The sequence below is a fragment of the Corynebacterium sp. HMSC14H10 genome (assembly GCF_001807105.1).
GTDB lineage: Bacteria > Actinomycetota > Actinomycetes > Mycobacteriales > Mycobacteriaceae > Corynebacterium > Corynebacterium jeikeium_D.
The window spans coordinates 18,399-35,842 of record NZ_KV787421.1 but is presented as its reverse complement, the minus strand read 5'-3'; the positions used below and the strand labels follow the sequence as shown (position 1 = coordinate 35,842).

The window sequence follows — 17,444 nt, the reverse complement described above, 5'->3', positions numbered from 1 at the left end:
CTGGAGTAAATAAAGTGGTAGGCGACTTTCTTATATTCGCAGTTATTATCGTATTTGTATCCCTTTTAGTGTTTTTTGTTGAATTCCGCGGATCCGATAAACCTGTGGAGTGGCCACAGGCGAATATTGGTGTTGGACAGATCGAATCCTTCAGCGTCACCGGCAAGCCCGATAAGAAGGGTTACTACACGGTCATCATGCAGATGGCAGTCGAGGCACAAGATGGGAGCCACTTTAAGTCGGTTTTGACCCGTCAACTACCGGAACATAAGCACTCCCTCCTGCAGCAAGGCATACTCGTCCCTGTGATGTACCGCCCAGACCGACCGGAGAAGGTCAAGATTGCCCGCGGCAGGCATGAGAAACGGGCTCAAGATTTCCTGAACCAAGTCAAGATTCGCGATGGAATTCTTGATCGCGAAATGTTAGAGGCTGATCTACGAGGACGTCCGACTTACTCACAGGTGAAATACATCAAAGACACCGGACGAAAAGTTCGTGGCCTCAATGAATATGAACTTGGACTGTCTCTCTTCCCGGCGCATGGTGAGCCCTACTCTGTCACTAAGACAATGGTGTTAATGAATTACGAGGCGGCAGCGGTAACCCCGGGGACCATCCTGCCGACACGATACCTTCCAAATCAACCAAACGCACTGGTAGTTAGCCTGCGTCCTAAGAATGAAAAGGCCGATGCAAAATGACGAACTATGAGTCGTGGGAAAACGAAGAACTAAATGAGCTGGAAAAATATCGGCGAACTGCAGACGTTGGCGGCCATAACCGTACCGGTACAGGTGCGAGCACCGGTGGCGACGGCAGCATTCCGGACTATTTCGACCAGTCGGACTTTGACTGTCCATTCTCTGAAACAGGAAGTTTTACCAACGGTTGGTGCGACGCTCTAAATTTCGGTGACGGCAGCGACAGCGGAGACGGCGGGGACTCGAACAACAACAATAACAATAACAATAACAACAACAATAATAATGGCTAAGACAATACTTCCGTTACCGACGATTCCTACCGTCGGCGTGCCAGCACTTGATGAGACCGCTGCTGCGGACAACGCCACTTTTCAAGCAGCTGTAACCACTAAAGCTGGATTCAGACTTCACCACAAAGCAATTAAGCTGACCTTTGTTCCTAACCAGTATTGCAATCTTGGGTGCAGTTACTGCTACCTGGGCGATCTCACCGAGAACAAAGACAATCCTTCGGATGTAGTGTCACAATTCAATCGCATTGCGAACCATCTGGATCACCAGGGAATCCTCATCAGCTCGTTACTTTTGCACGGTGCGGAAATTTCGACTTTGCCAGCATCTGTATTGCGCGACCTGTTCAACGCATATACGGAGTATCGCTCTAAGTATCGCTTGCAGCTCACAGCTTTAGGCAGCAACGGCGCAGCGATCCACATTAAAACCAATCTGTACAACTTCGATAAATTAAGGCCCCTCTACGAGGAGTTCGAAGTTTCCATTTCAGGCAGCTTTGATTTGCCATTTAGCCTGCATGAGAAACTGCGTACAACCAAGGCGGGGAAATCGACCCTCAAGCGAACAATTAACAATGTTTTGCTCCTTGGTGAATATCCATTCCGCAAGCAGATAAGCTGCGTAGTTGGGAAAGAACACCTCGAACGCATCGACGAGTTTATTCATGATATTGAATGGCTCGATGAACATGGTTTTGACATGGTTACCGACTTCTACATCATGTTTGCCTACGATAGCGTGAAGTCGGACTACACTTCCCAGCTCAACCAGCAGGAAATGGTTGAATTCTTCGAAGCTTTGCGGCTCCATTTCGAAGGCACAAAGTTCGAACAAGCCATTTATTATGAGTGGTTCAAGGAATTTACCCACGGTTACTGCACTAATCAGATCAATTGCGGCACCAATAACTTTCTAGTGCAGAAGGACGGGGACGTTTACCCGTGCCACAGAGGTCAGGCAGAACCTGACTTGAAGTTTGGCAATATTCTCCAACTGGGAATGCCTGAGTTGATTACGCGCGGCGGCGATGCCATTCGCGCTTATGAGCGGGCCAATCCTGCTCTATCCAGTGACTGCATTAGCTGTGAGTATTTCTATCTCTGCCATGCCGGGTGTCCAATTCAACGCAACAACACCCAGCAGGGCAAGGCCTATACCTGCGGTATCCAGAAGGCGCTTTATCGCGCCCAACCACATCGCTTTCCGCCCAAGCCGGAAGTTTCGCGCCGCCTTGTTGACTCATTCATTCGACAAAACCAGCCGCGTATTTACGATGACCTGTCAGTTCCTCGAGTAATTGAGTTTAATCCCGAGCTCTTCGAAGAGAAGAACTCGATTACATCGATTATCAACCGCGATTCTAATTTGGCAACGTTGTTCCGAAAAGGTGCGATACGTCTCCATGTCAACGAGGCGTCCTGTGACTTGTTCTCCAGCCGACTCTATGGTCGCATCACCCAGGCCAATATTTCGCCTAGCGATAGCATCAAGGTGTTTGTCGCAGACGACCTTTGGGCACTGAATGCAGGCGGCGGCGCAATTAACGCGGTCCGGGTACAACTCTTGCGTGACAATCTCGTTGTCTATGGAGACGAGGCCCGAACAAAGATGGAGCACGTCGCCACGACCGATTTTTATGCCGCAGAACTGACTCGCGCGGAAGGTGGTTGGATTTTGGATTTAACCGGGTTTTTCAAGCAGTACGCACACACGTTCCTTCCCGATTATGGCAATCTCTTATCGATCACAACGATCAAAGCTCGTGAATACCACTACGCAAAGCACGCCAAAAACGCGTTCTACCACCTGGAAACGGTGAATCTTCCCTTCCACGAATTTCGGTTTGATTGGAAGCCAGATCCGTCAATTGATATTCAGGCTACATAGAAACGACCGCCCCAGGAACTTCCCTGGAGCGGTCTTCTCTTTTCGAACTCACAAATCGAGTTTGACGTTAAGCTGCGTCGCGAGCGCCAAGCTCCCGGTCGATACGCAGCAGGCCAGCACCGTTGTCGCCAACAATCTCCAGGCGACCGATGATGCCACGCACGGTGTCCTCTTCCTCAATCTGCTCAACCACGAAGCTGTCCAGCAGCGGGCGGGAGTCGAGATCACCCTCGCTATCAGCAAGCTTGCGGAGGTTACGGATAGATGCCGAAACCTTCTCTTCATGCTCGAGAGCAATGCGGAATGCATCGATTGCGGAAGTGACCTTCACCTCCGGTGCGTCGACAGCACCAATCTGCGGGTGGTTGTCGCGAGCATCGAGGTGTGCGATGAACTGGTTCGCGTGATCAACTTCCTCATCCGCCTGTGCACGCATCCACTCTGCCATGCCGGAGAAATCCAGCAGGTCCAGTTCGATTGCCAGCTGGCGGTAGACGTGGGAAGCGGTGAGCTCCATAGTGATCTGGTCGTTGAATGCCTTCTCAAGAGTATCTGTTAGTCGCATGCCCCTACTATAAGTCCAATCCTTATAAATGACAACGATTATAATACTTCCCTTATAAGCCAGGCCTTGCCTATTCTGCAATCGTCGGCTTAACCTCGGCGGTATGGCTACACTCACCTCCGTAAGCCCATCGACCGACGAAATTCTGCAGTTTCTTTCTCGACCTGCGCAAACGACACATGATACAGCGGCGGTGTCTCACAACACCTCCACCGTCACGGCCATCGCCGTCACCAGCTTGGACGGACGCGGCGCCGTCGAAGGCACCTCTGGCCAGCTTGGCAACGACACCGATGCCACGGTTTTCAACACGCTTCGCGCGCTTGCCGACGTCGTTTTCGTTGGTACAGGCACCATTGCGTCCGAGGGGTACGGGCCAGTTGAGATACCGGAGTACCTAGAGGCCGTTCGACAGAAGCTAGGTCGCTCCGAGCACGTGGCGATGTCCACACTTTCGCGCTCGTTGGATTTAGATATAAAATCTGACTTTTTCGCGAATGCAGAAGTCAATCCTCCGATAATCTTCACCCCGACTAAAGATGCTTTTAATGATGAAGAGGCAAGAGCCGCTCACAAGAACAAAGCTAAAAAGATGGAGTCGGCCGGGGCTCGCGTCGTTAAGTTCCCTAACCCCTCGGTAAAAGCGGCGTTAACGTGGCTGGCTGAACATGGGTATCGGGACATTGTCGTAGAGGGTGGATCGACGATGTATCGAGAAGCATTCAAAAAGGGGTGCGTCGACGAACTGTTCCTGACATTGTCGCCGATGTGGGTGGGTAACGGCCCCCTGACTTTCGGCGAGAACGACCCTGATGAGGACTCGAACTCGACGAACCCGCAGGCTTTTGAAGTGCGGGATATCCTACGTTCCGACTCACACATCTTCCTACGCTATTCCCGCAGCTTCACCCAGTAGGGTGGAGTATTGTGAGTAAACCAAAAATCGACGTGAGCGCAAGCGCAACGGCATTAACGCAAACGTCCAAGGACACGCCAGAGACAAATTCGGTGGCTCCACGCCCTCTGTCTCGGCACGTGTCGCGAGGACTCAGCGCTTTCTTGTGGCCTATCGCAGCTGTGGTGATTTTTCACCGCACCTGGGTTTTGCCGAAAGACGTTTCTGGCACAGATGACTTTACGACCGTCTGGTCGGCAATTAATCGATTCGTATCGCAGGTACCCGTTTATTCGGAAGACTACGTAACAGCCGATCCGCACTATCTGTATTCCCCAGGCGCTACCCTACTTTTAGCCCCGATTGATTTGTTCGGCTCGCTTGAATCGGGCCGAATCTGGTTTGCGGTGTTTCAGTCAGCTGCAATCATTGCGGCAATTGTATTGCTGCTGAGGTGGCTTGGTATTGCGCGCTCTGGCCCCATCATTCCAGCGTCGATAGCACTGCTCTACCTCACGGAACCCGTTACCAACACCCTTGATTTTACGAACGTCAACGGTTCACTCTTCCTTGCATTAGTGCTGTTTTTTATTGCTCTGACCGAGCGGCGCAATATCCTGGCCGGCCTGATCATCGGTATCGCAATCACCATTAAACCTGTTTTCTTGCCAATGCTGTTCCTACCGTTCATGCGCAGGCAGTTCTCTACGGTACTGACCAGTATCGGAGTGGTAATTGCAGCCAATGTCATTGCGTGGCCGCTCATGGTCCAACCACGTGACTACCTAGATATCACCGTCCCCTACCTGGGAGTTGTCCGTGACTTTGCAAATGCTTCACTGACTGGACAGCTTGTTTGGCTAGGTGCCCATCCGACCCTGATTTTGCTGTGGCAGATCTTTTTCGGCATTTTCGTCTTGGTATCCGTCGTGCTCCTTCTTCGCTGGCTCGAAAGGGATGAGATATTCTGGATTGCTACGACTTCCGGAGTTCTCTTCACCGGCGCGTTCTTCCTTTCCAGCCTGGGCCAGCAGTACTACTCGATGACGCTCTTGCCAATGGTTCTCACCGTGCTTCGCCCATTGGTTTTGGCTCGCGACAATGAAGGAAATATTGGTTCGACAGTCATGTTGAATTGGGGCGCAGGACTCGGAGTCGTACTCTGTTTCTTCTACGCCAATTGGTGGATTGATGAAGATGACCTCTTTTTCCCGTGGTTCACGGTTGCAATCGGCGGTATTGGATGGGCCGTTCTTATTCTCTCCATCACGGCAGCACTCATTCGAATGACGATTGTGGATGCCGTCAATGGGCGTAGCTTTGCATCCGGCTTCAGCTGGCTGAGCGACTGGAAGATAGCAGGCAGGAAGTCTAATCAGGAATCTGATCTCAAGTCTGAGGAGGCTATTCAGAATGGTTGATTCGCATAGCGAAGACTGGAATCTGAGCGAAGAAGAATGGCGCGAACGCCTCAGTGCCGCGGAGTACCAGGTTTTGCGTCAGGCAGGTACTGAACGCGCCTTCACCGGTGAGTACACCGATACCAAGACTCAAGGTGTCTACCGCTGCCGGGCCTGTGGTTACGAGCTGTTTCGGTCGAACGAGAAGTTCGACTCTCACTGCGGTTGGCCATCCTTCTTCTCTCCACTAGCTGGAGACCGGATTATTGAGCGCCGAGACACCAGCCTCGGTATGGTCCGTACCGAAGTGCTGTGCAGTCGTTGCAAGTCTCACCTCGGCCACGTCTTTGAGGGTGAGGGATACAATACTCCGACCGACCTGCGTTATTGCATCAATTCAATTTCACTCACGCTCGAACCGGACAAGACGGCTGAATAACTAGATAGAGAAGCAGCGCCGCTGGTCAAAATCCCGTCAGTTAACGGGGCTTGACCAGCGGCGCTGCTGATTCTCTCGTTGATTGCGTGAGCTACGGCAGAACGTTGATGATCTCTGCGATGTCATCGACGCGACGTCCCGTGTGGAACGGAATCTCTTCGCGGACGTGCAGACGAGCCTCGGTGTAACGCATCTTCCACATCAAGTCCACAATGCGGTCGAGCTCCGGCCCCTCGAATGCAAGGATCCACTCGTAGTCACCGAGTGCGAACGCCGGGACAGTATTGGCGCGCACATCCGGGTAGTCACGACCGGCCATACCGTGTTCAGCAAGGATGCGGCGTCGCTCGGTCGGCTCCAGCAGGTACCAGTCGTAGGAACGAACGAAGGGGTAAACCGCAATCCATCGTCCCGGCTCTTCACCCATGATGAACGACGGCAGGTGCGACTTGTTGAACTCAGCTGGACGGTGCAGCGCAGCGTTCGACCAGTGCGGAGTGGATGCCTTGCCCAGCGGAGTCTCGCGCAGGAAGGCGTTGTAGAACGCCTGCAGGTCTTCCAGCTTCTCTGCGTGGATCCAGAACATGAAGTCGGCCTCAGCACGCATGGCCGAAACATCGTAGAAACCACGGATGATCAGATCAGTGTCTTCGTAACGAGCCAGGAATTCCTTGGTCTTAGCCACTGCCTCTTCGCGGTTATCACCGAGTGCACCTGGGGTCACCTTGAAGGCAGACCACATGGTGTAGCGGATGGTGTCGTTGAGCTTCTTGAAATCGAGCTTGGTCATTAGTTGTCTCCTAGTTCGGTTGAAAGGTTTGTTTAAAAACGATGGGTCAGCGCCAGTTTCGTACTCAGCACCAATCTCGCAGCTTTATGCCAGCTCCGCAGCAATCTTGCTGGCCGCAGCCTTGGCGTTGGAGATACATTCCGGAATGCCCGGGCCACTGAGCCACGCCCCTGTTGCTGCAAGCTTAGGCACCTCGGCCAAATCCTGGCGAGCAAAATCCATCAGGCCTCCATGCCCCATATCGAAGCGTGGAATCCCCGCCCACCAACGCTGGACGAAAACCGCTGTCGGTTCGGCATCAAAGCCAGTCGCCTTAGCCAAATCTGCTTTTGCCCTGGCGATGAGGTCCTCGTCGCTACGATGCACGTGCGAGTCATCATCAAAACGGCCGAAGCTTGCCCTCACAACGGCACCGTAGCGCTCACCAATATGTGGCCACTTCCGGGACGACACTGTAAAAGCTTTCGCGGACAGGTCAGCACCAATCTCGCACAACACGCCGTTGATCTCCGGCAGTCCTTCCGACGAGTCGAAACACATACCGACCACCGCCGAGTTCGACGTGTCTACCCCACCAATGAGCTCGGCCGCCTCTGGCGCAAGATTGCTCAACAGCTCCGATGTGGTTGCAGAAGGTGCCGCCACGACAACACCGTCGACGTCGATAGTGCTAATGCTCGTGCCGCTTTCCGACGGCAGTTCCACTGTCACCTCAAAGCCGTTGTCATGCTGGCGCAGACCAGTAGCCTTCGTCGACAAGAGGAGTTCGGCTCCCGATTCGTCGACAAGCGTGTTGTAGAGAACCTCGAAGCCATCGCGGAACGTTTGGAAGACCACCGGTCGCTTCGTCTTCGTCGAATCTGTCGCAGCCTCACTACTCAGACGCGCCTGCTGCGCCTCCTTACGTGCTTCCAGAACGCGCTGGACAGCGCCGGTGAGGCTGACATGGTCACCGACACTAGCCATTTCATCAAGCGCTGCCGCCAGCTGTGGGATGGTCGCACGCAGACCCAGATCGTATGCGGTGGTTGAGTAGACGCCCCCGAGCAGCGGGGAGACGATGCGGTCAACGACTTCCTCACCGAGCCGCGCCGCGACCAGCTGGCCGACATTCATGTCGTCTCCCAGTACCCAGTGCAAGGCTGGAGTGAGCTCGGGGTTCGACTCGGCATCAATCTTGGCGAGGGTGGCCTCGCTGAGGAGGTAGCCCAACCCTTCTGAGCTTCCTGGAATACCGGTGACCGTGTTACGCGGAAGGTCCTTGAGTTCACCTCCAATGTAGAGCTTGGAAGGCAGCCCCGAAGGGGCGACTAGCTGATCTGCCAAACCGAGTTCCTTGAAAAACTCGGTGGCATCGTGACGGAACGCCAGGTACGCCTCAGCGCCCGCTTCGAGAGGGCCGTTAGTTCCTGTTCGAGTCTTCAGCTTGCCGCCGACCTGTGCACTGGACTCGATGACAATTATTCTTGCGGCGGGTCCGAGCTTTTTACGCAACTCATACGCTGCGGTCAGGCCGGAGATACCGCCACCTATGACGGCAATGGTAGAAGGTTGTGCAACCACGGTATTTCGTACGCTTTCTCTATGCCCGCGCCTCGAGCGGGCACGGTCGATAAGACTTGTAGGAAATTAGCTAGTGCGTGTTTTACACGCCTGTTGCGTCGGCTTTTACGTTGCGTGAATGATCTCAACGGCGCGCGTAATCGCGTCGGCATCGGTATTCGGTAGCACCCCGTGACCCAAGTTGAAGATATGTCCACGGGCGTCACCACGCTTAATTGCACGGTCCGCCTCAGAGCAGATGCGCTGAATCTCTTGGGTCATTGCATCTTCACCGGCAAAGAGAATCGCCGGGTCAAGGTTTCCCTGCAATGCAAGGCTGTTTTCCGCAGGGTCTGCGCCTCGGTGAACGTCGGAAAGCGTGGCACGAATGCGGTTGGCAGCAACGTCCAGTGGCACGCGCCAGTCGACGCCCATGACTTCTGGGCCGGCTTCAGCCATCGCACCGAGAAGCTCGCCGGTGCCCACACCGAAGTGGATGCGCGGAATGCCGGCGTCGGCGACGGCCTGGAAGATTTCCTTCGAGTACGGCAACACAAAGCGGCGGTAATCACGCTCGGTGAGATAGCCAGCCCAGGAGTCGAAGAGCTGAATAGCGTCCACACCAGCACCAATCTGCGCGCGCAGGAAAGCAATCACCATCGGAGTGATTTTCTGCATCAGGTGATCCCACAATTCAGGGTCCGAGTGCATCAGCGCCTTAGTGCGCTCGTGATTGCGGGATGGACCGCCTTCGATCAGGTACGACGCCAAAGTGAATGGTGCACCGGCGAAGCCAATGAGTGCCTGAGTCTCAGTCAGCTCTTGCAGAATGAGGCCGATACCCTCGGCCACCGGAGCGAGTTGCTCTTCCGTGACTTCCGGCAGCGCCTTAATGTCTGCTTCCGAGCGCACCGGAGTATCCATTACTGGACCGCGGCCAGGAACAATATCCAGGTTGACACCTGCGGCCTTCAGTGGCACGACGATATCGGAAAAAAGAATCGCAGCATCAACGTCGTGCCTACGTACCGGCTGCATAGTAATCTCAGCGAGCAGTTCCGGGCGGAAGCAAGAGTCCAACATACCGATGTCCTTGCGCACCTCACGGTACTCAGGCAGTGAACGACCAGCTTGCCGCATAAACCACACCGGGCGGCGCGACGGAGTTCGACCGTAAGCTGCATCAAGAATCGGGGCATCAGTCAAAGTGCGACGATTGTTCATACGGACAATCATGCCCCACTTACCTTAGAAATTGATGTGTGGGGTACTAAGAACAGGGAAATCGCTCGCCCTGCTGTGCGTTTTCGACGAACCGCTTGGTCGCTTCCCACTCTTTTCGGCGCGCCTCCCACTAACGCAAGCGTCATATGGCTAAGTTCAGGCGCGTGAATGGAACCGATTCAATGCCACAGAACTTCCGCGCCGCGGTCCAGTCAATGCACTCTGCTGAACTGCGACCTGAGATTGCTCTGGGCACCGTTCGGCCACCGCAGAAGCTGGCACCGTTTAGCCACGCTGTCTCGCTTGAGGTCACGCAGCCCGAAGCTGATATCGTCCCCGAGTCCTCGGACGACGATGCCTTTGGTCGTTTAATTTTGCTCCATGACCCCCGCAGTGAGGAAACCTGGGACGGTGACATGCGCTTGGTTGCATACATCCAGGCGGATATGGATGCCTCCCTCGCGGAAGATCCGTTGCTTCCCCAGGTTGCCTGGCAATGGCTCACCGAGGCTCTGGCTGAGAACAACGCCGAACTGTCGAACTTGGGTGGCACGGTGACTACTACGAACTCTGTCCGCTATGGCGAGATCGGCGGCAAGCCACAGGCCTTTCAATTAGAAATGCGCGCATCGTGGACTGCTCGTGGCACCGACCTGCGCACCCACGTTGAATCCTTCGCTCAGGTACTAGCGAACGTCGCTGGTCTGCCACCCGTCGGCGTTTCCCTGCTGGGCTGATACCGGCGACTGCTGATACCGACGACCGAAGAGGCGTGCGATGAGCTCCGACGTGGAAACTAGTCCCGACGTAGAAGTAAGACTTGCCCCAGCCGAGGGAACTCCACGCGTGCTTTCTGCCATCGACGACATTATTGACGCCGGTGAGCAGCTGGCCAAAGGACACGGTTGGCTCGCAGTCGATACTGAACGAGCTTCGGCATATCGCTACGACGACCGCGCCTTCCTGCTTCAATTTCGCCGCCGTGGAGCGGGCACCTTTCTCATCGATCCCGAAGATGGTCGCAAGGCGATGGCCGTTTTTGGTTCCTCAGTCAACGACCTGACCTGGATTATTCACGCCGCTCATTCTGACCTTCCCTGCCTCGCAGCTCTGGGCCTCTACCCCACCAAAGTCATTGACACTGAGCTGGCCGGCCGCCTTCTCGGCCTGGAGCGAGTCAACTTAGCAGCTCTGACAGAGCGACTCCTCGGAGTTGGACTTGCCAAGGGGCACGGTCGAGAGGATTGGTCTACTCGTCCACTGCCAGCAGATTGGCTGGACTACGCAGCCTTGGATGTCGAGCTGCTCATCGAACTCGCCGAGGTTCTTTGTCAGGCGCTGACTGAGCTCGACCGTTTGGAATGGCTGGAACAGGAATGCGAACGCGAACTCGCTCTAAACCGTAAATACCTCGATGGCCTGCACGTCGGACACTCGTGGCAGGGGCTCAAAGGGATTGGGAAGCTGCGCACTCCCGAACAACTTCACGTCGCCCGTGCACTGTGGACTGAGCGTGACGAAATCGCGCAGCGCCGTGATGTCTCCCCAACACACGTCATGGGTCACAGCGTTCTACGTACAATCGCAGAACAACTCCCCGGTACGCAGCGTGAACTGACTGCAATCCGTGGATTTCCACGTCGCCGTCGCGGTGCTGCGGACGCTTGGTTGAAGGTCGTTAATGAAGCCCGTCAGGAACCCAGGTCGTCATGGCCGAAGCCCCAGAAGCAGGCTCCCAACCAGATGCCCCACTTTCGGCGTTGGGCTGAACATGCCCCACAAGCCGCCGAGATTTTCGAAACCACGCGAGACTGCATCGACAACGTCTGTGCCCAAATACATCTGCGCAAAGATACACTCATCACTTCCGCGCAGACACGTGAACTGGTGTGGTGGATTCACAGCCGCGCAGTCGGCTCATTCGTTTTCCGCCACCACGACAACTACGCTGGCGGCCTGCCAGCCGTTACCGAAATCTCCGCTCACCTCAGCGAACAGGGTTTCCGCCCATGGCAGGCACATTTGCTTGCCGACGTGATCGGCGCCAACGTTCTTGCGCCCATGCGGCAGCCACTCTAGCTACAGCCGCTCTAGCACCGCGATGGTTTCAAAGTGATGCGTTAGGCCAAATGCGTCAACGACCTCGAGGTGTTTGAACGCGTAGCCGTAGTCAGCCCAGTACCGGGCATCGCGGGCAAAAGTCGCCGGATCGCAACCGAAATGTACAACCACGCGTGGCTTTGCCTGAGCAATAGCTGCAACGGCATCCTTACCAGCACCGGAGCGCGGAGGGTCGAGAACGACGATATCCGGGTTTGGTGTTTCCTCATTAGCAACTTCGCGGCGCACTACCTTGGTGACATCCCCAGTAACGAACCGGACTGGTGCCGCAGACGACGCATTCGCACTGTGGTCAGCTGCAGTGAAGGCCTTGCGCCCCGCCGTCGCTGCCGCTGCAAAACCCTCGACAGAGAGAATTGAGCCCTCTGCGTCAACTAGCTTGCGCAGTGCCGCCGACAGAACGCCTGCGCCACCGTAAAGATCCCAACCACAGGAGAAAGACTGACCGGCCAACAGTTCAATGATGCGCGATCCATAGAACTCAGGGGCATGGCAATGGGCTTGCCAAAAACCGGTAGTCGGCACATCGAAAGTAATTCCGTGAACAGTGTGCTGTGTGGTTGGCTCGCCTTCAATCACCGTTTGCTTGCGGTTCCTGCCGGTGCCGGAAACGTACACAGCACTTCGGTTACCCTCCGTGTCCATGGCCACATGGAGTTCTCCTGGCTTCGGCTTCTTGCTCCCGCGACCGCGAGCAGGCTTAGCGGCGGGGATGGTTCCGGCCGTCGAAAAGCCAGCGATGAGATTGGGAACTGTTTGGACGCACTCGGAGCCGATGACGAGCTCGTGGGAACGGGAACGACGTAATCCCGCTCGTCCCTGGGAATCCACACCCAGCCGCACGCGCGTGCGCCAACGGGAGGTCGGAGCCAGTGGAAGAACATCGATAGCTGGCAGCTCGTCGGCGGTGAAACGTCCAAGACGGCGCAGGCAATCGGTCAAGACATCAGCCTTGAGACGCGCCGCGTGCTCAGGATCAATAAAACCCCAGTCGCAACAGCCCGCGCCCTGCTGAGCTGCTTCGCAACGCTGCGAAATTCGATGCTCTGAGGCATCCAAAACCTCAACGACATTGCCGCGCCACAGCTTGGCATCAGGTTTGGCAATTTCGACAACAACGCGTTCGCCGGGGATACCGCCGGTGACGAAACCGATTCGTCCGTCGTAGCTGGCAATGAATTCTCCGCCGGCAGCGGGACGGTCAATAGTCACTTCGATGTTCACGCAGTGTGATACTACCCGCTGACAAGAGAAAAGCCGCCGTCGGGTGACGGCGGCGGGCAGTGCACAGTGGCGCCTGCAGATCCTTTTCTAACTGGTCAAGTAGCTAGCTTCTCTCTGCTGGCGGGTTGACCAAACTAATTGGTGGAGCCATCCGGGTTGATACCAGTAGCGCCTGGCACCTGCCCGGGTTCACCTTCAGCTTGGGCAGCCTGGGTCTGCTGCTGGTATGCCTGACGAATCTGCTCGGCCATCTGGGACGGCAGCGTAACCGGAAGCGGCTGACCTGCTGGCATCGGGTTTTCACCGCGAGAGACGAAGCTACGGGCAAGGAGACCGCGGGCGAGATCTGCGAGTTCCTCCGCCCGATCAGCCGGACCGGAAGCCGTCATGCGAAGCATCCAACGCGGGCCGTCGGCGCCGATGATTCGCATTTCCATATCGGAGGTGCGACCTACGACCTCAGAACCCCACGGCCCCTGCTCGACGTGGACATCGAGGCCATCGGACTCAAGACCGTCCTTGATTTCCTGAGCGGACTCCTCCCAGAGGCCGCCCGACGTCGGAGCAGCGAATGCTACAGGAGTTACGCGGCCATGCTCAGTGGCGACGTGCAGCATGGTTGGACCTGTCGGCCCCATCTCCACCTGAATATCACCAACGTGAGGAATAGGCAGCAGCATCGAACCGAGGTTCAGGCTGGCCTTCGCGAAGTCCGAAAAATCAAACTGCGTCGGGCTAGCGCTGTTGATGTCGAAGGGGCCGTTTGCTGGTGCGTTCTCCGCGGCGGTTTCCGACGCGTCGTCATGCACGGTTGCGGTAGCCTCCTCAGAAGCTGGCGCCGCAGAGTCGGTGGCAACGGTCTCTGCCTCAGCAGCTGGTTCTTCTGGCTGGTTCTTCTTTCCAAATGGCCACATGGTGGTTTATTGACACCTCGCTAAAAAGAAATCTTTGTATACGCTTTTGTAAACGCTTTATTGAGCTCTTCACGCATTGAACCACACTTGGTAGGGTCCCCGCGCTGTCAGAGGCGTTTTAAAGCGTCGTGGACACTCCGGTTGACCCGTGACCTCCCACGCCGCGTTCAGTTTCATCGAGCTCATCGACTTCCACCAGCGGGCTGAGCTCGACCTTCTGCACAACCAATTGGGCAATTCGATCGCCCTTGGCGATCTCCACCGCATTGGTCGGGTCCAAGTTGATCAGGCAGACTTTAAGCTCACCACGGTAACCGGCATCAATCGTGCCGGGAGCGTTGACGATGGACAGCCCCTTTTTGAAAGCCAATCCGGAGCGAGGATGAACCAATCCCACTGTGCCCGCCGGCAAAGCAATGGCAATACCGGTTCCCACGAGCGCCCGCTGCCCTGGTGCTAGGATGACATCCTCCACTGAGCTCAAATCCACACCGGCATCATCGGCATGCGCACGCTGGGGAATCACAGCGTCTTTAGCGAGCTTTTTCACTTGCACCGGGGCATAAGTCATCTCTTTGTATATCCTTCGCTGTCGCGTCTTTTAAGAACCGCACTTCGGCCTTGTCAGTACCGAGCATAGCCGTGCCCTAGAATGGATAACCGTGAGTGGAAAAGATAACCTGCAGCCTCGTCGCGACGACAGCTCAGCATCCGTCTCTGAAGGTGCGGCAATAGCAATGAGCTCGAGCGGAGATTCATCGATTGTCTATTCCGAAAAGCTCTGGGTTCCCTGGTGGTTCTGGGTACTCGGCGCTGCTGCCGTTTTTGTATGCACGGCCCAGATTGGCTTTAACCGTTCACCGATTTGGCTTGTCATCGGCGGCATTATTTGTCTGGCCGTGGGCGTGTGGGTGCTGTTGACTATGTCGAAGACCACGGTGTCCGTGGAAGTGGACAGCACTGGTGAACGCTGGCTTCACGCTGGCACGGCAGTTTTGCCAGCATCGGTTGTTGCCAAATCCCTGGTGGTCCCGAAGTCCGCGCAGCGCAATGCGTTGGGCCGTCAGCTCGATCCAGCAGCGTTCCTGGTTACACACACGTGGATTCCCACGATGGTGCTGCTAGTCCTCGACGATCCGGACGACCCCACCCCCTATTGGCTGGTCTCCACCCGCCACCCCGAGGCACTGCTTGACAGTCTCTTCGACCGCTAGGTCAAATCTCTCACCGCCGCTACACGCTTGCCGACGGCCCCAGCGCCGCCAGAACCGTGGTAGTGGCGGTTTTCCTTTTTCCTAGGAAGCTATCCCGGCTGTGCGGGGATTAGGCACAGTCCTGACAGATGGGGAATCCATCGCCGTTATCGATTGCGATCATTGAGCGGTGCATCACCATGAAGCAGGAGCCACAGGTGAATTCATCCTCCCCCTTCGGGGCAACATCCATATCGAATTCTTCACCCGCGATGTCGGCAACCGGCAACTCGAACGGCTCAACAATTTCGCCGTCGTCAGTGTCGTCGATTTCCTTCTCAGCAGATGCAGCCTGAAGGCCCTCGAGGGAATCGGTCTCCAGCTCTTCGGTTTCACGAGTACGCGGGGCATCGTAGTTTACAGCCATGTCCCAAACCTTCTTTCTGGACCTTTGCTAGACATTGTGAACTGACTTTTTCTCGGAGAATACAACGCGTTGAGACGATTGACACCCTGTACTCTCCAGCGCCTTTCTCAGCGGATATTAAGGCAATTCACGCAATCTGTCACCTCTGCAGGTCAGAATAGGTTTCTATGCCCATAAGCCGAGGAGAGGATAACATGATGGCTATGAGTTCAGGCCCCGCGAGCACTTCGAGCACATCACATCGACGAAAAATTGTTCCCTACGTGGTGGTTTCCGTCGTTGCTGTAGTGATTGCCGCTACGTTGTGGGTATTGGCATTCCGCAGCCAACCGGCAAGTTATCCGGTGTCCTGTTCCCTCCCCGCGGCTGGGGCCCCTGTTTCCTCCACCACGCTAATCGGAGAGCACGTCGTTCCACCGTCGGATGTTCATGTGCGCGTTTATAATGCCAACGGCAAAGTCGGCCAGGCTACAACCGTCGCCGAGCAATTGCGGCAGCTCGATTTTGTCCTCGATGAGCAGGTTCCCTACGGCAACGACCCTATTGTGGAAAACCAAGACCTCGGTTGCTTCGGCCAGCTGCGTTATGGCGAGGACTTCAATGGCCACGCCGCGGCGCTTCACGCTCTTTTCCCCTGCTTTGAGCTCATCCACGATGGTCGGCCGGATGCAACCGTCGATGTGTCGTTGGGTAAGGGGTTTAAGGATCTCGAAGTAGCCAGCCAGGTTGAGGAAACGATGTCCGCATTGAACCGTGGCGAACAAGCCGACCTAGAGGGTTTGAGCTCGTTAGGCTCGAGCACCTGCTCCTAGACCGACGCACTAATTCCTAGCCTTCGCGATAGCACCATCCAATGCCTCGAAGAACGCATCGGCAACTTCAGAGTTCGCCGCACCGACACCAAAGTCGAGCGGGTCTCCCTCCGGCCGGCCAGTAACGTTGGCACACTGAGTGAATTCCGGGACCCTAATCCTTGCGCCTGCTTCAGCCGCAATCAGAGCACCAGCTGCATAATCCCAAACCTTGATGTCGTGTTCGTAATACGCATCAACACGGCCGTGCGCCACCATGCACAAATCCAGCGCCGCCGATCCCATGCGCCGAATATCTCGACACTCCCCCAGCAACTGCGACGCTATCCGGCCCTGCACCTGCCGGAGACTAGCGGAATAGCTGAATCCCGTTGCCACAAGTGTCTTTTCCAGCTCGGCCGTTGGGGAACAACTAAGCGTCTGCACAGTGCCGTCCCGTCGAGAAACCTGAGCGCCCTCTCCCTTAGCTGCACTGTAAATCTCTCCCGAGGACGCATTTGCCACTGCACCCGCCACTACCTCATCGCCTACGGCGCAAGCGATACTCACGGCACAATTGGGCAGGCCGTAAAGGAAATTCACCGTGCCATCAATGGGGTCTACAATCCAGGTCACCGCTTCGCCCTCGTTGGCAGCCTGCGCTGGGGAACTCGCGCCGTCGTCAAGCCCGCCTTCTTCGCCCAAAATGCGGTCAGAGCTGCTAAACGTCTTGATAAGCGAACGAATGAGCTCCTCAGATTCACGGTCGACGACGGTGACGGGGTCAACAGCTGAGGACTTCGTTTCGGAACTTGCTAAAACGCCATCGGAGCCGAGTTCGACCCGACGACTGGCGATGTGCGCCGCGGCTGCGCGGGCGATAAGTACCGCGCGGTCACGCAATTCCCCGACGCTGGGCCGCACGGACCCGGGGCTATTCGGTGCAGCAGACCCCCTATTATCCGCGCTGTTAGCGAGTTGTTCGGTGCCATGCGAGTTATTGCTCATGCCCCCATTGTGTCTGTTTCGTA

General features: G+C 55.9%; 19 protein-coding genes. 10 read left to right on the top strand and 9 right to left on the bottom strand.

Annotation, left to right across the window (positions count from 1 at the left end):
* Positions 1-14: 14 nt before the first annotated feature.
* From HMPREF3135_RS04550 to HMPREF3135_RS04540, 3 genes are read left to right on the top strand one after another with little or no spacing between them, the layout of a single operon-like run.
* Positions 15-704, top strand: a complete 690-nt coding sequence (locus tag HMPREF3135_RS04550; RefSeq protein WP_070438329.1) for a hypothetical protein — start codon at positions 15-17, stop codon at positions 702-704.
* Positions 701-997, top strand: a complete 297-nt coding sequence (locus HMPREF3135_RS04545; protein WP_070438326.1) for a hypothetical protein — start codon at positions 701-703, stop codon at positions 995-997. The genes HMPREF3135_RS04550 and HMPREF3135_RS04545 overlap by 4 nt, the downstream gene beginning before the upstream one ends.
* Entirely contained in the window at positions 990-2,888 is a 1,899-nt protein-coding gene (locus HMPREF3135_RS04540) for a radical SAM protein (protein ID WP_083280611.1), read from the top strand. Before HMPREF3135_RS04545 ends, HMPREF3135_RS04540 begins: the two co-directional genes overlap by 8 nt.
* 67 nt (positions 2,889-2,955) lie before the next feature.
* Here the strand turns inward: HMPREF3135_RS04540 and HMPREF3135_RS04535 are convergent, their stop codons facing one another.
* Positions 2,956-3,453 carry a ferritin gene (locus HMPREF3135_RS04535; RefSeq protein ID WP_070438323.1) on the bottom strand — a complete coding sequence of 166 codons (498 nt, stop codon included), beginning with the start codon at positions 3,451-3,453 and terminating at the stop codon, positions 2,956-2,958.
* Positions 3,454-3,556: 103 nt separating this feature from the next.
* On the opposite strand from HMPREF3135_RS04535, the gene HMPREF3135_RS04530 reads away from it, so the two are divergent.
* From HMPREF3135_RS04530 to msrB, 3 genes are all read left to right on the top strand, one after another.
* The gene (locus HMPREF3135_RS04530) at positions 3,557-4,369 is read left to right on the top strand and encodes a dihydrofolate reductase family protein (protein ID WP_049193029.1); all 813 of its coding nucleotides are present in this window, start codon (positions 3,557-3,559) and stop codon (positions 4,367-4,369) included.
* Between the two features lie 143 nt (positions 4,370-4,512).
* Positions 4,513-5,769: a glycosyltransferase family 87 protein gene (locus tag HMPREF3135_RS04525; RefSeq protein ID WP_070827430.1), complete on the top strand. Its 1,257-nt coding sequence runs from the start codon at positions 4,513-4,515 to the stop codon at positions 5,767-5,769.
* On the top strand, positions 5,762-6,187 hold the full coding sequence (gene msrB / locus HMPREF3135_RS04520) for a peptide-methionine (R)-S-oxide reductase MsrB (RefSeq protein ID WP_048733231.1): 426 nt from the start codon (positions 5,762-5,764) through the stop codon (positions 6,185-6,187). Before HMPREF3135_RS04525 ends, msrB begins: the two co-directional genes overlap by 8 nt.
* Before the next feature lie 91 nt (positions 6,188-6,278).
* Here msrB and hemQ read toward each other — a convergent pair whose 3' ends face one another.
* From hemQ to hemE, 3 genes are all read right to left on the bottom strand, one after another.
* On the bottom strand, positions 6,279-6,977 hold the full coding sequence (gene hemQ / locus HMPREF3135_RS04515; protein ID WP_049173031.1) for a hydrogen peroxide-dependent heme synthase: 699 nt from the start codon (positions 6,975-6,977) through the stop codon (positions 6,279-6,281).
* Between the two features lie 84 nt (positions 6,978-7,061).
* Positions 7,062-8,540: a protoporphyrinogen oxidase gene (gene hemG, locus HMPREF3135_RS04510; protein WP_049193028.1), complete on the bottom strand. Its 1,479-nt coding sequence runs from the start codon at positions 8,538-8,540 to the stop codon at positions 7,062-7,064.
* A 105-nt stretch (positions 8,541-8,645) separates the two neighbouring features.
* Positions 8,646-9,755 (bottom strand): uroporphyrinogen decarboxylase, encoded by a 1,110-nt coding sequence (hemE, locus tag HMPREF3135_RS04505; protein WP_049193027.1) that lies wholly within the window; start codon positions 9,753-9,755, stop codon positions 8,646-8,648.
* 134 nt (positions 9,756-9,889) lie between these two features.
* Between hemE and HMPREF3135_RS04500 the strand changes: the two genes are divergently transcribed.
* Positions 9,890-10,480, top strand: coding sequence for a DUF3000 domain-containing protein (locus HMPREF3135_RS04500; protein ID WP_042388665.1), 591 nt, complete (start codon positions 9,890-9,892; stop codon positions 10,478-10,480).
* A 40-nt stretch (positions 10,481-10,520) separates the two neighbouring features.
* Entirely contained in the window at positions 10,521-11,822 is a 1,302-nt protein-coding gene (locus HMPREF3135_RS04495; protein ID WP_049193026.1) for an HRDC domain-containing protein, read from the top strand.
* Here the strand turns inward: HMPREF3135_RS04495 and HMPREF3135_RS04490 are convergent, their stop codons facing one another.
* From HMPREF3135_RS04490 to dut, 3 genes are all read right to left on the bottom strand, one after another.
* Positions 11,823-13,088 (bottom strand): class I SAM-dependent RNA methyltransferase, encoded by a 1,266-nt coding sequence (locus HMPREF3135_RS04490; protein ID WP_049193025.1) that lies wholly within the window; start codon positions 13,086-13,088, stop codon positions 11,823-11,825.
* A gap of 134 nt (positions 13,089-13,222) precedes the next feature.
* The gene (locus HMPREF3135_RS04485) at positions 13,223-14,002 is read right to left on the bottom strand and encodes a DUF3710 domain-containing protein (protein ID WP_070438320.1); all 780 of its coding nucleotides are present in this window, start codon (positions 14,000-14,002) and stop codon (positions 13,223-13,225) included.
* 118 nt (positions 14,003-14,120) lie between these two features.
* On the bottom strand, positions 14,121-14,573 hold the full coding sequence (dut, locus tag HMPREF3135_RS04480; RefSeq protein WP_016422657.1) for a dUTP diphosphatase: 453 nt from the start codon (positions 14,571-14,573) through the stop codon (positions 14,121-14,123).
* A 166-nt stretch (positions 14,574-14,739) separates the two neighbouring features.
* On the opposite strand from dut, the gene HMPREF3135_RS04475 reads away from it, so the two are divergent.
* On the top strand, positions 14,740-15,216 hold the full coding sequence (locus tag HMPREF3135_RS04475) for a DUF3093 domain-containing protein (protein ID WP_049173043.1): 477 nt from the start codon (positions 14,740-14,742) through the stop codon (positions 15,214-15,216).
* A 109-nt stretch (positions 15,217-15,325) separates the two neighbouring features.
* On the opposite strand, the gene HMPREF3135_RS04470 is transcribed toward HMPREF3135_RS04475, so the two are convergent.
* The gene (locus HMPREF3135_RS04470; RefSeq protein ID WP_016422655.1) at positions 15,326-15,622 is read right to left on the bottom strand and encodes a DUF4193 family protein; all 297 of its coding nucleotides are present in this window, start codon (positions 15,620-15,622) and stop codon (positions 15,326-15,328) included.
* A 203-nt stretch (positions 15,623-15,825) separates the two neighbouring features.
* Between HMPREF3135_RS04470 and HMPREF3135_RS04465 the strand changes: the two genes are divergently transcribed.
* On the top strand, positions 15,826-16,434 hold the full coding sequence (locus tag HMPREF3135_RS04465; RefSeq protein WP_160310020.1) for a LytR C-terminal domain-containing protein: 609 nt from the start codon (positions 15,826-15,828) through the stop codon (positions 16,432-16,434).
* Positions 16,435-16,443: 9 nt separating this feature from the next.
* Here the strand turns inward: HMPREF3135_RS04465 and HMPREF3135_RS04460 are convergent, their stop codons facing one another.
* Positions 16,444-17,421, bottom strand: coding sequence for an inositol monophosphatase family protein (locus HMPREF3135_RS04460; RefSeq protein WP_016422653.1), 978 nt, complete (start codon positions 17,419-17,421; stop codon positions 16,444-16,446).
* Positions 17,422-17,444: the final 23 nt, after the last annotated feature.

Excerpts from the sequence above, each read along its gene's own strand:
- HMPREF3135_RS04545 (WP_070438326.1), top strand. The coding sequence starts at position 701 with ATGACGAACTATGAGTCGTGGGAAAACGAAGAACTAAATGAGCTGGAA.
- HMPREF3135_RS04540 (WP_083280611.1), top strand. The coding sequence starts at position 990 with ATGGCTAAGACAATACTTCCGTTACCGACGATTCCTACCGTCGGCGTG.
- HMPREF3135_RS04535 (WP_070438323.1), bottom strand. The coding sequence starts at position 3,453 with ATGCGACTAACAGATACTCTTGAGAAGGCATTCAACGACCAGATCACT.
- HMPREF3135_RS04530 (WP_049193029.1), top strand. The coding sequence starts at position 3,557 with ATGGCTACACTCACCTCCGTAAGCCCATCGACCGACGAAATTCTGCAG.
- msrB (WP_048733231.1), top strand. The coding sequence starts at position 5,762 with ATGGTTGATTCGCATAGCGAAGACTGGAATCTGAGCGAAGAAGAATGG.
- hemQ (WP_049173031.1), bottom strand. The coding sequence starts at position 6,977 with ATGACCAAGCTCGATTTCAAGAAGCTCAACGACACCATCCGCTACACC.
- hemE (WP_049193027.1), bottom strand. The coding sequence starts at position 9,755 with ATGATTGTCCGTATGAACAATCGTCGCACTTTGACTGATGCCCCGATT.
- HMPREF3135_RS04500 (WP_042388665.1), top strand. The coding sequence starts at position 9,890 with ATGGCTAAGTTCAGGCGCGTGAATGGAACCGATTCAATGCCACAGAAC.
- HMPREF3135_RS04495 (WP_049193026.1), top strand. The coding sequence starts at position 10,521 with ATGAGCTCCGACGTGGAAACTAGTCCCGACGTAGAAGTAAGACTTGCC.
- HMPREF3135_RS04485 (WP_070438320.1), bottom strand. The coding sequence starts at position 14,002 with ATGTGGCCATTTGGAAAGAAGAACCAGCCAGAAGAACCAGCTGCTGAG.
- dut (WP_016422657.1), bottom strand. The coding sequence starts at position 14,573 with ATGACTTATGCCCCGGTGCAAGTGAAAAAGCTCGCTAAAGACGCTGTG.
- HMPREF3135_RS04475 (WP_049173043.1), top strand. The coding sequence starts at position 14,740 with ATGAGCTCGAGCGGAGATTCATCGATTGTCTATTCCGAAAAGCTCTGG.
- HMPREF3135_RS04470 (WP_016422655.1), bottom strand. The coding sequence starts at position 15,622 with ATGGCTGTAAACTACGATGCCCCGCGTACTCGTGAAACCGAAGAGCTG.
- HMPREF3135_RS04465 (WP_160310020.1), top strand. The coding sequence starts at position 15,826 with ATGAGTTCAGGCCCCGCGAGCACTTCGAGCACATCACATCGACGAAAA.
- HMPREF3135_RS04460 (WP_016422653.1), bottom strand. The coding sequence starts at position 17,421 with ATGAGCAATAACTCGCATGGCACCGAACAACTCGCTAACAGCGCGGAT.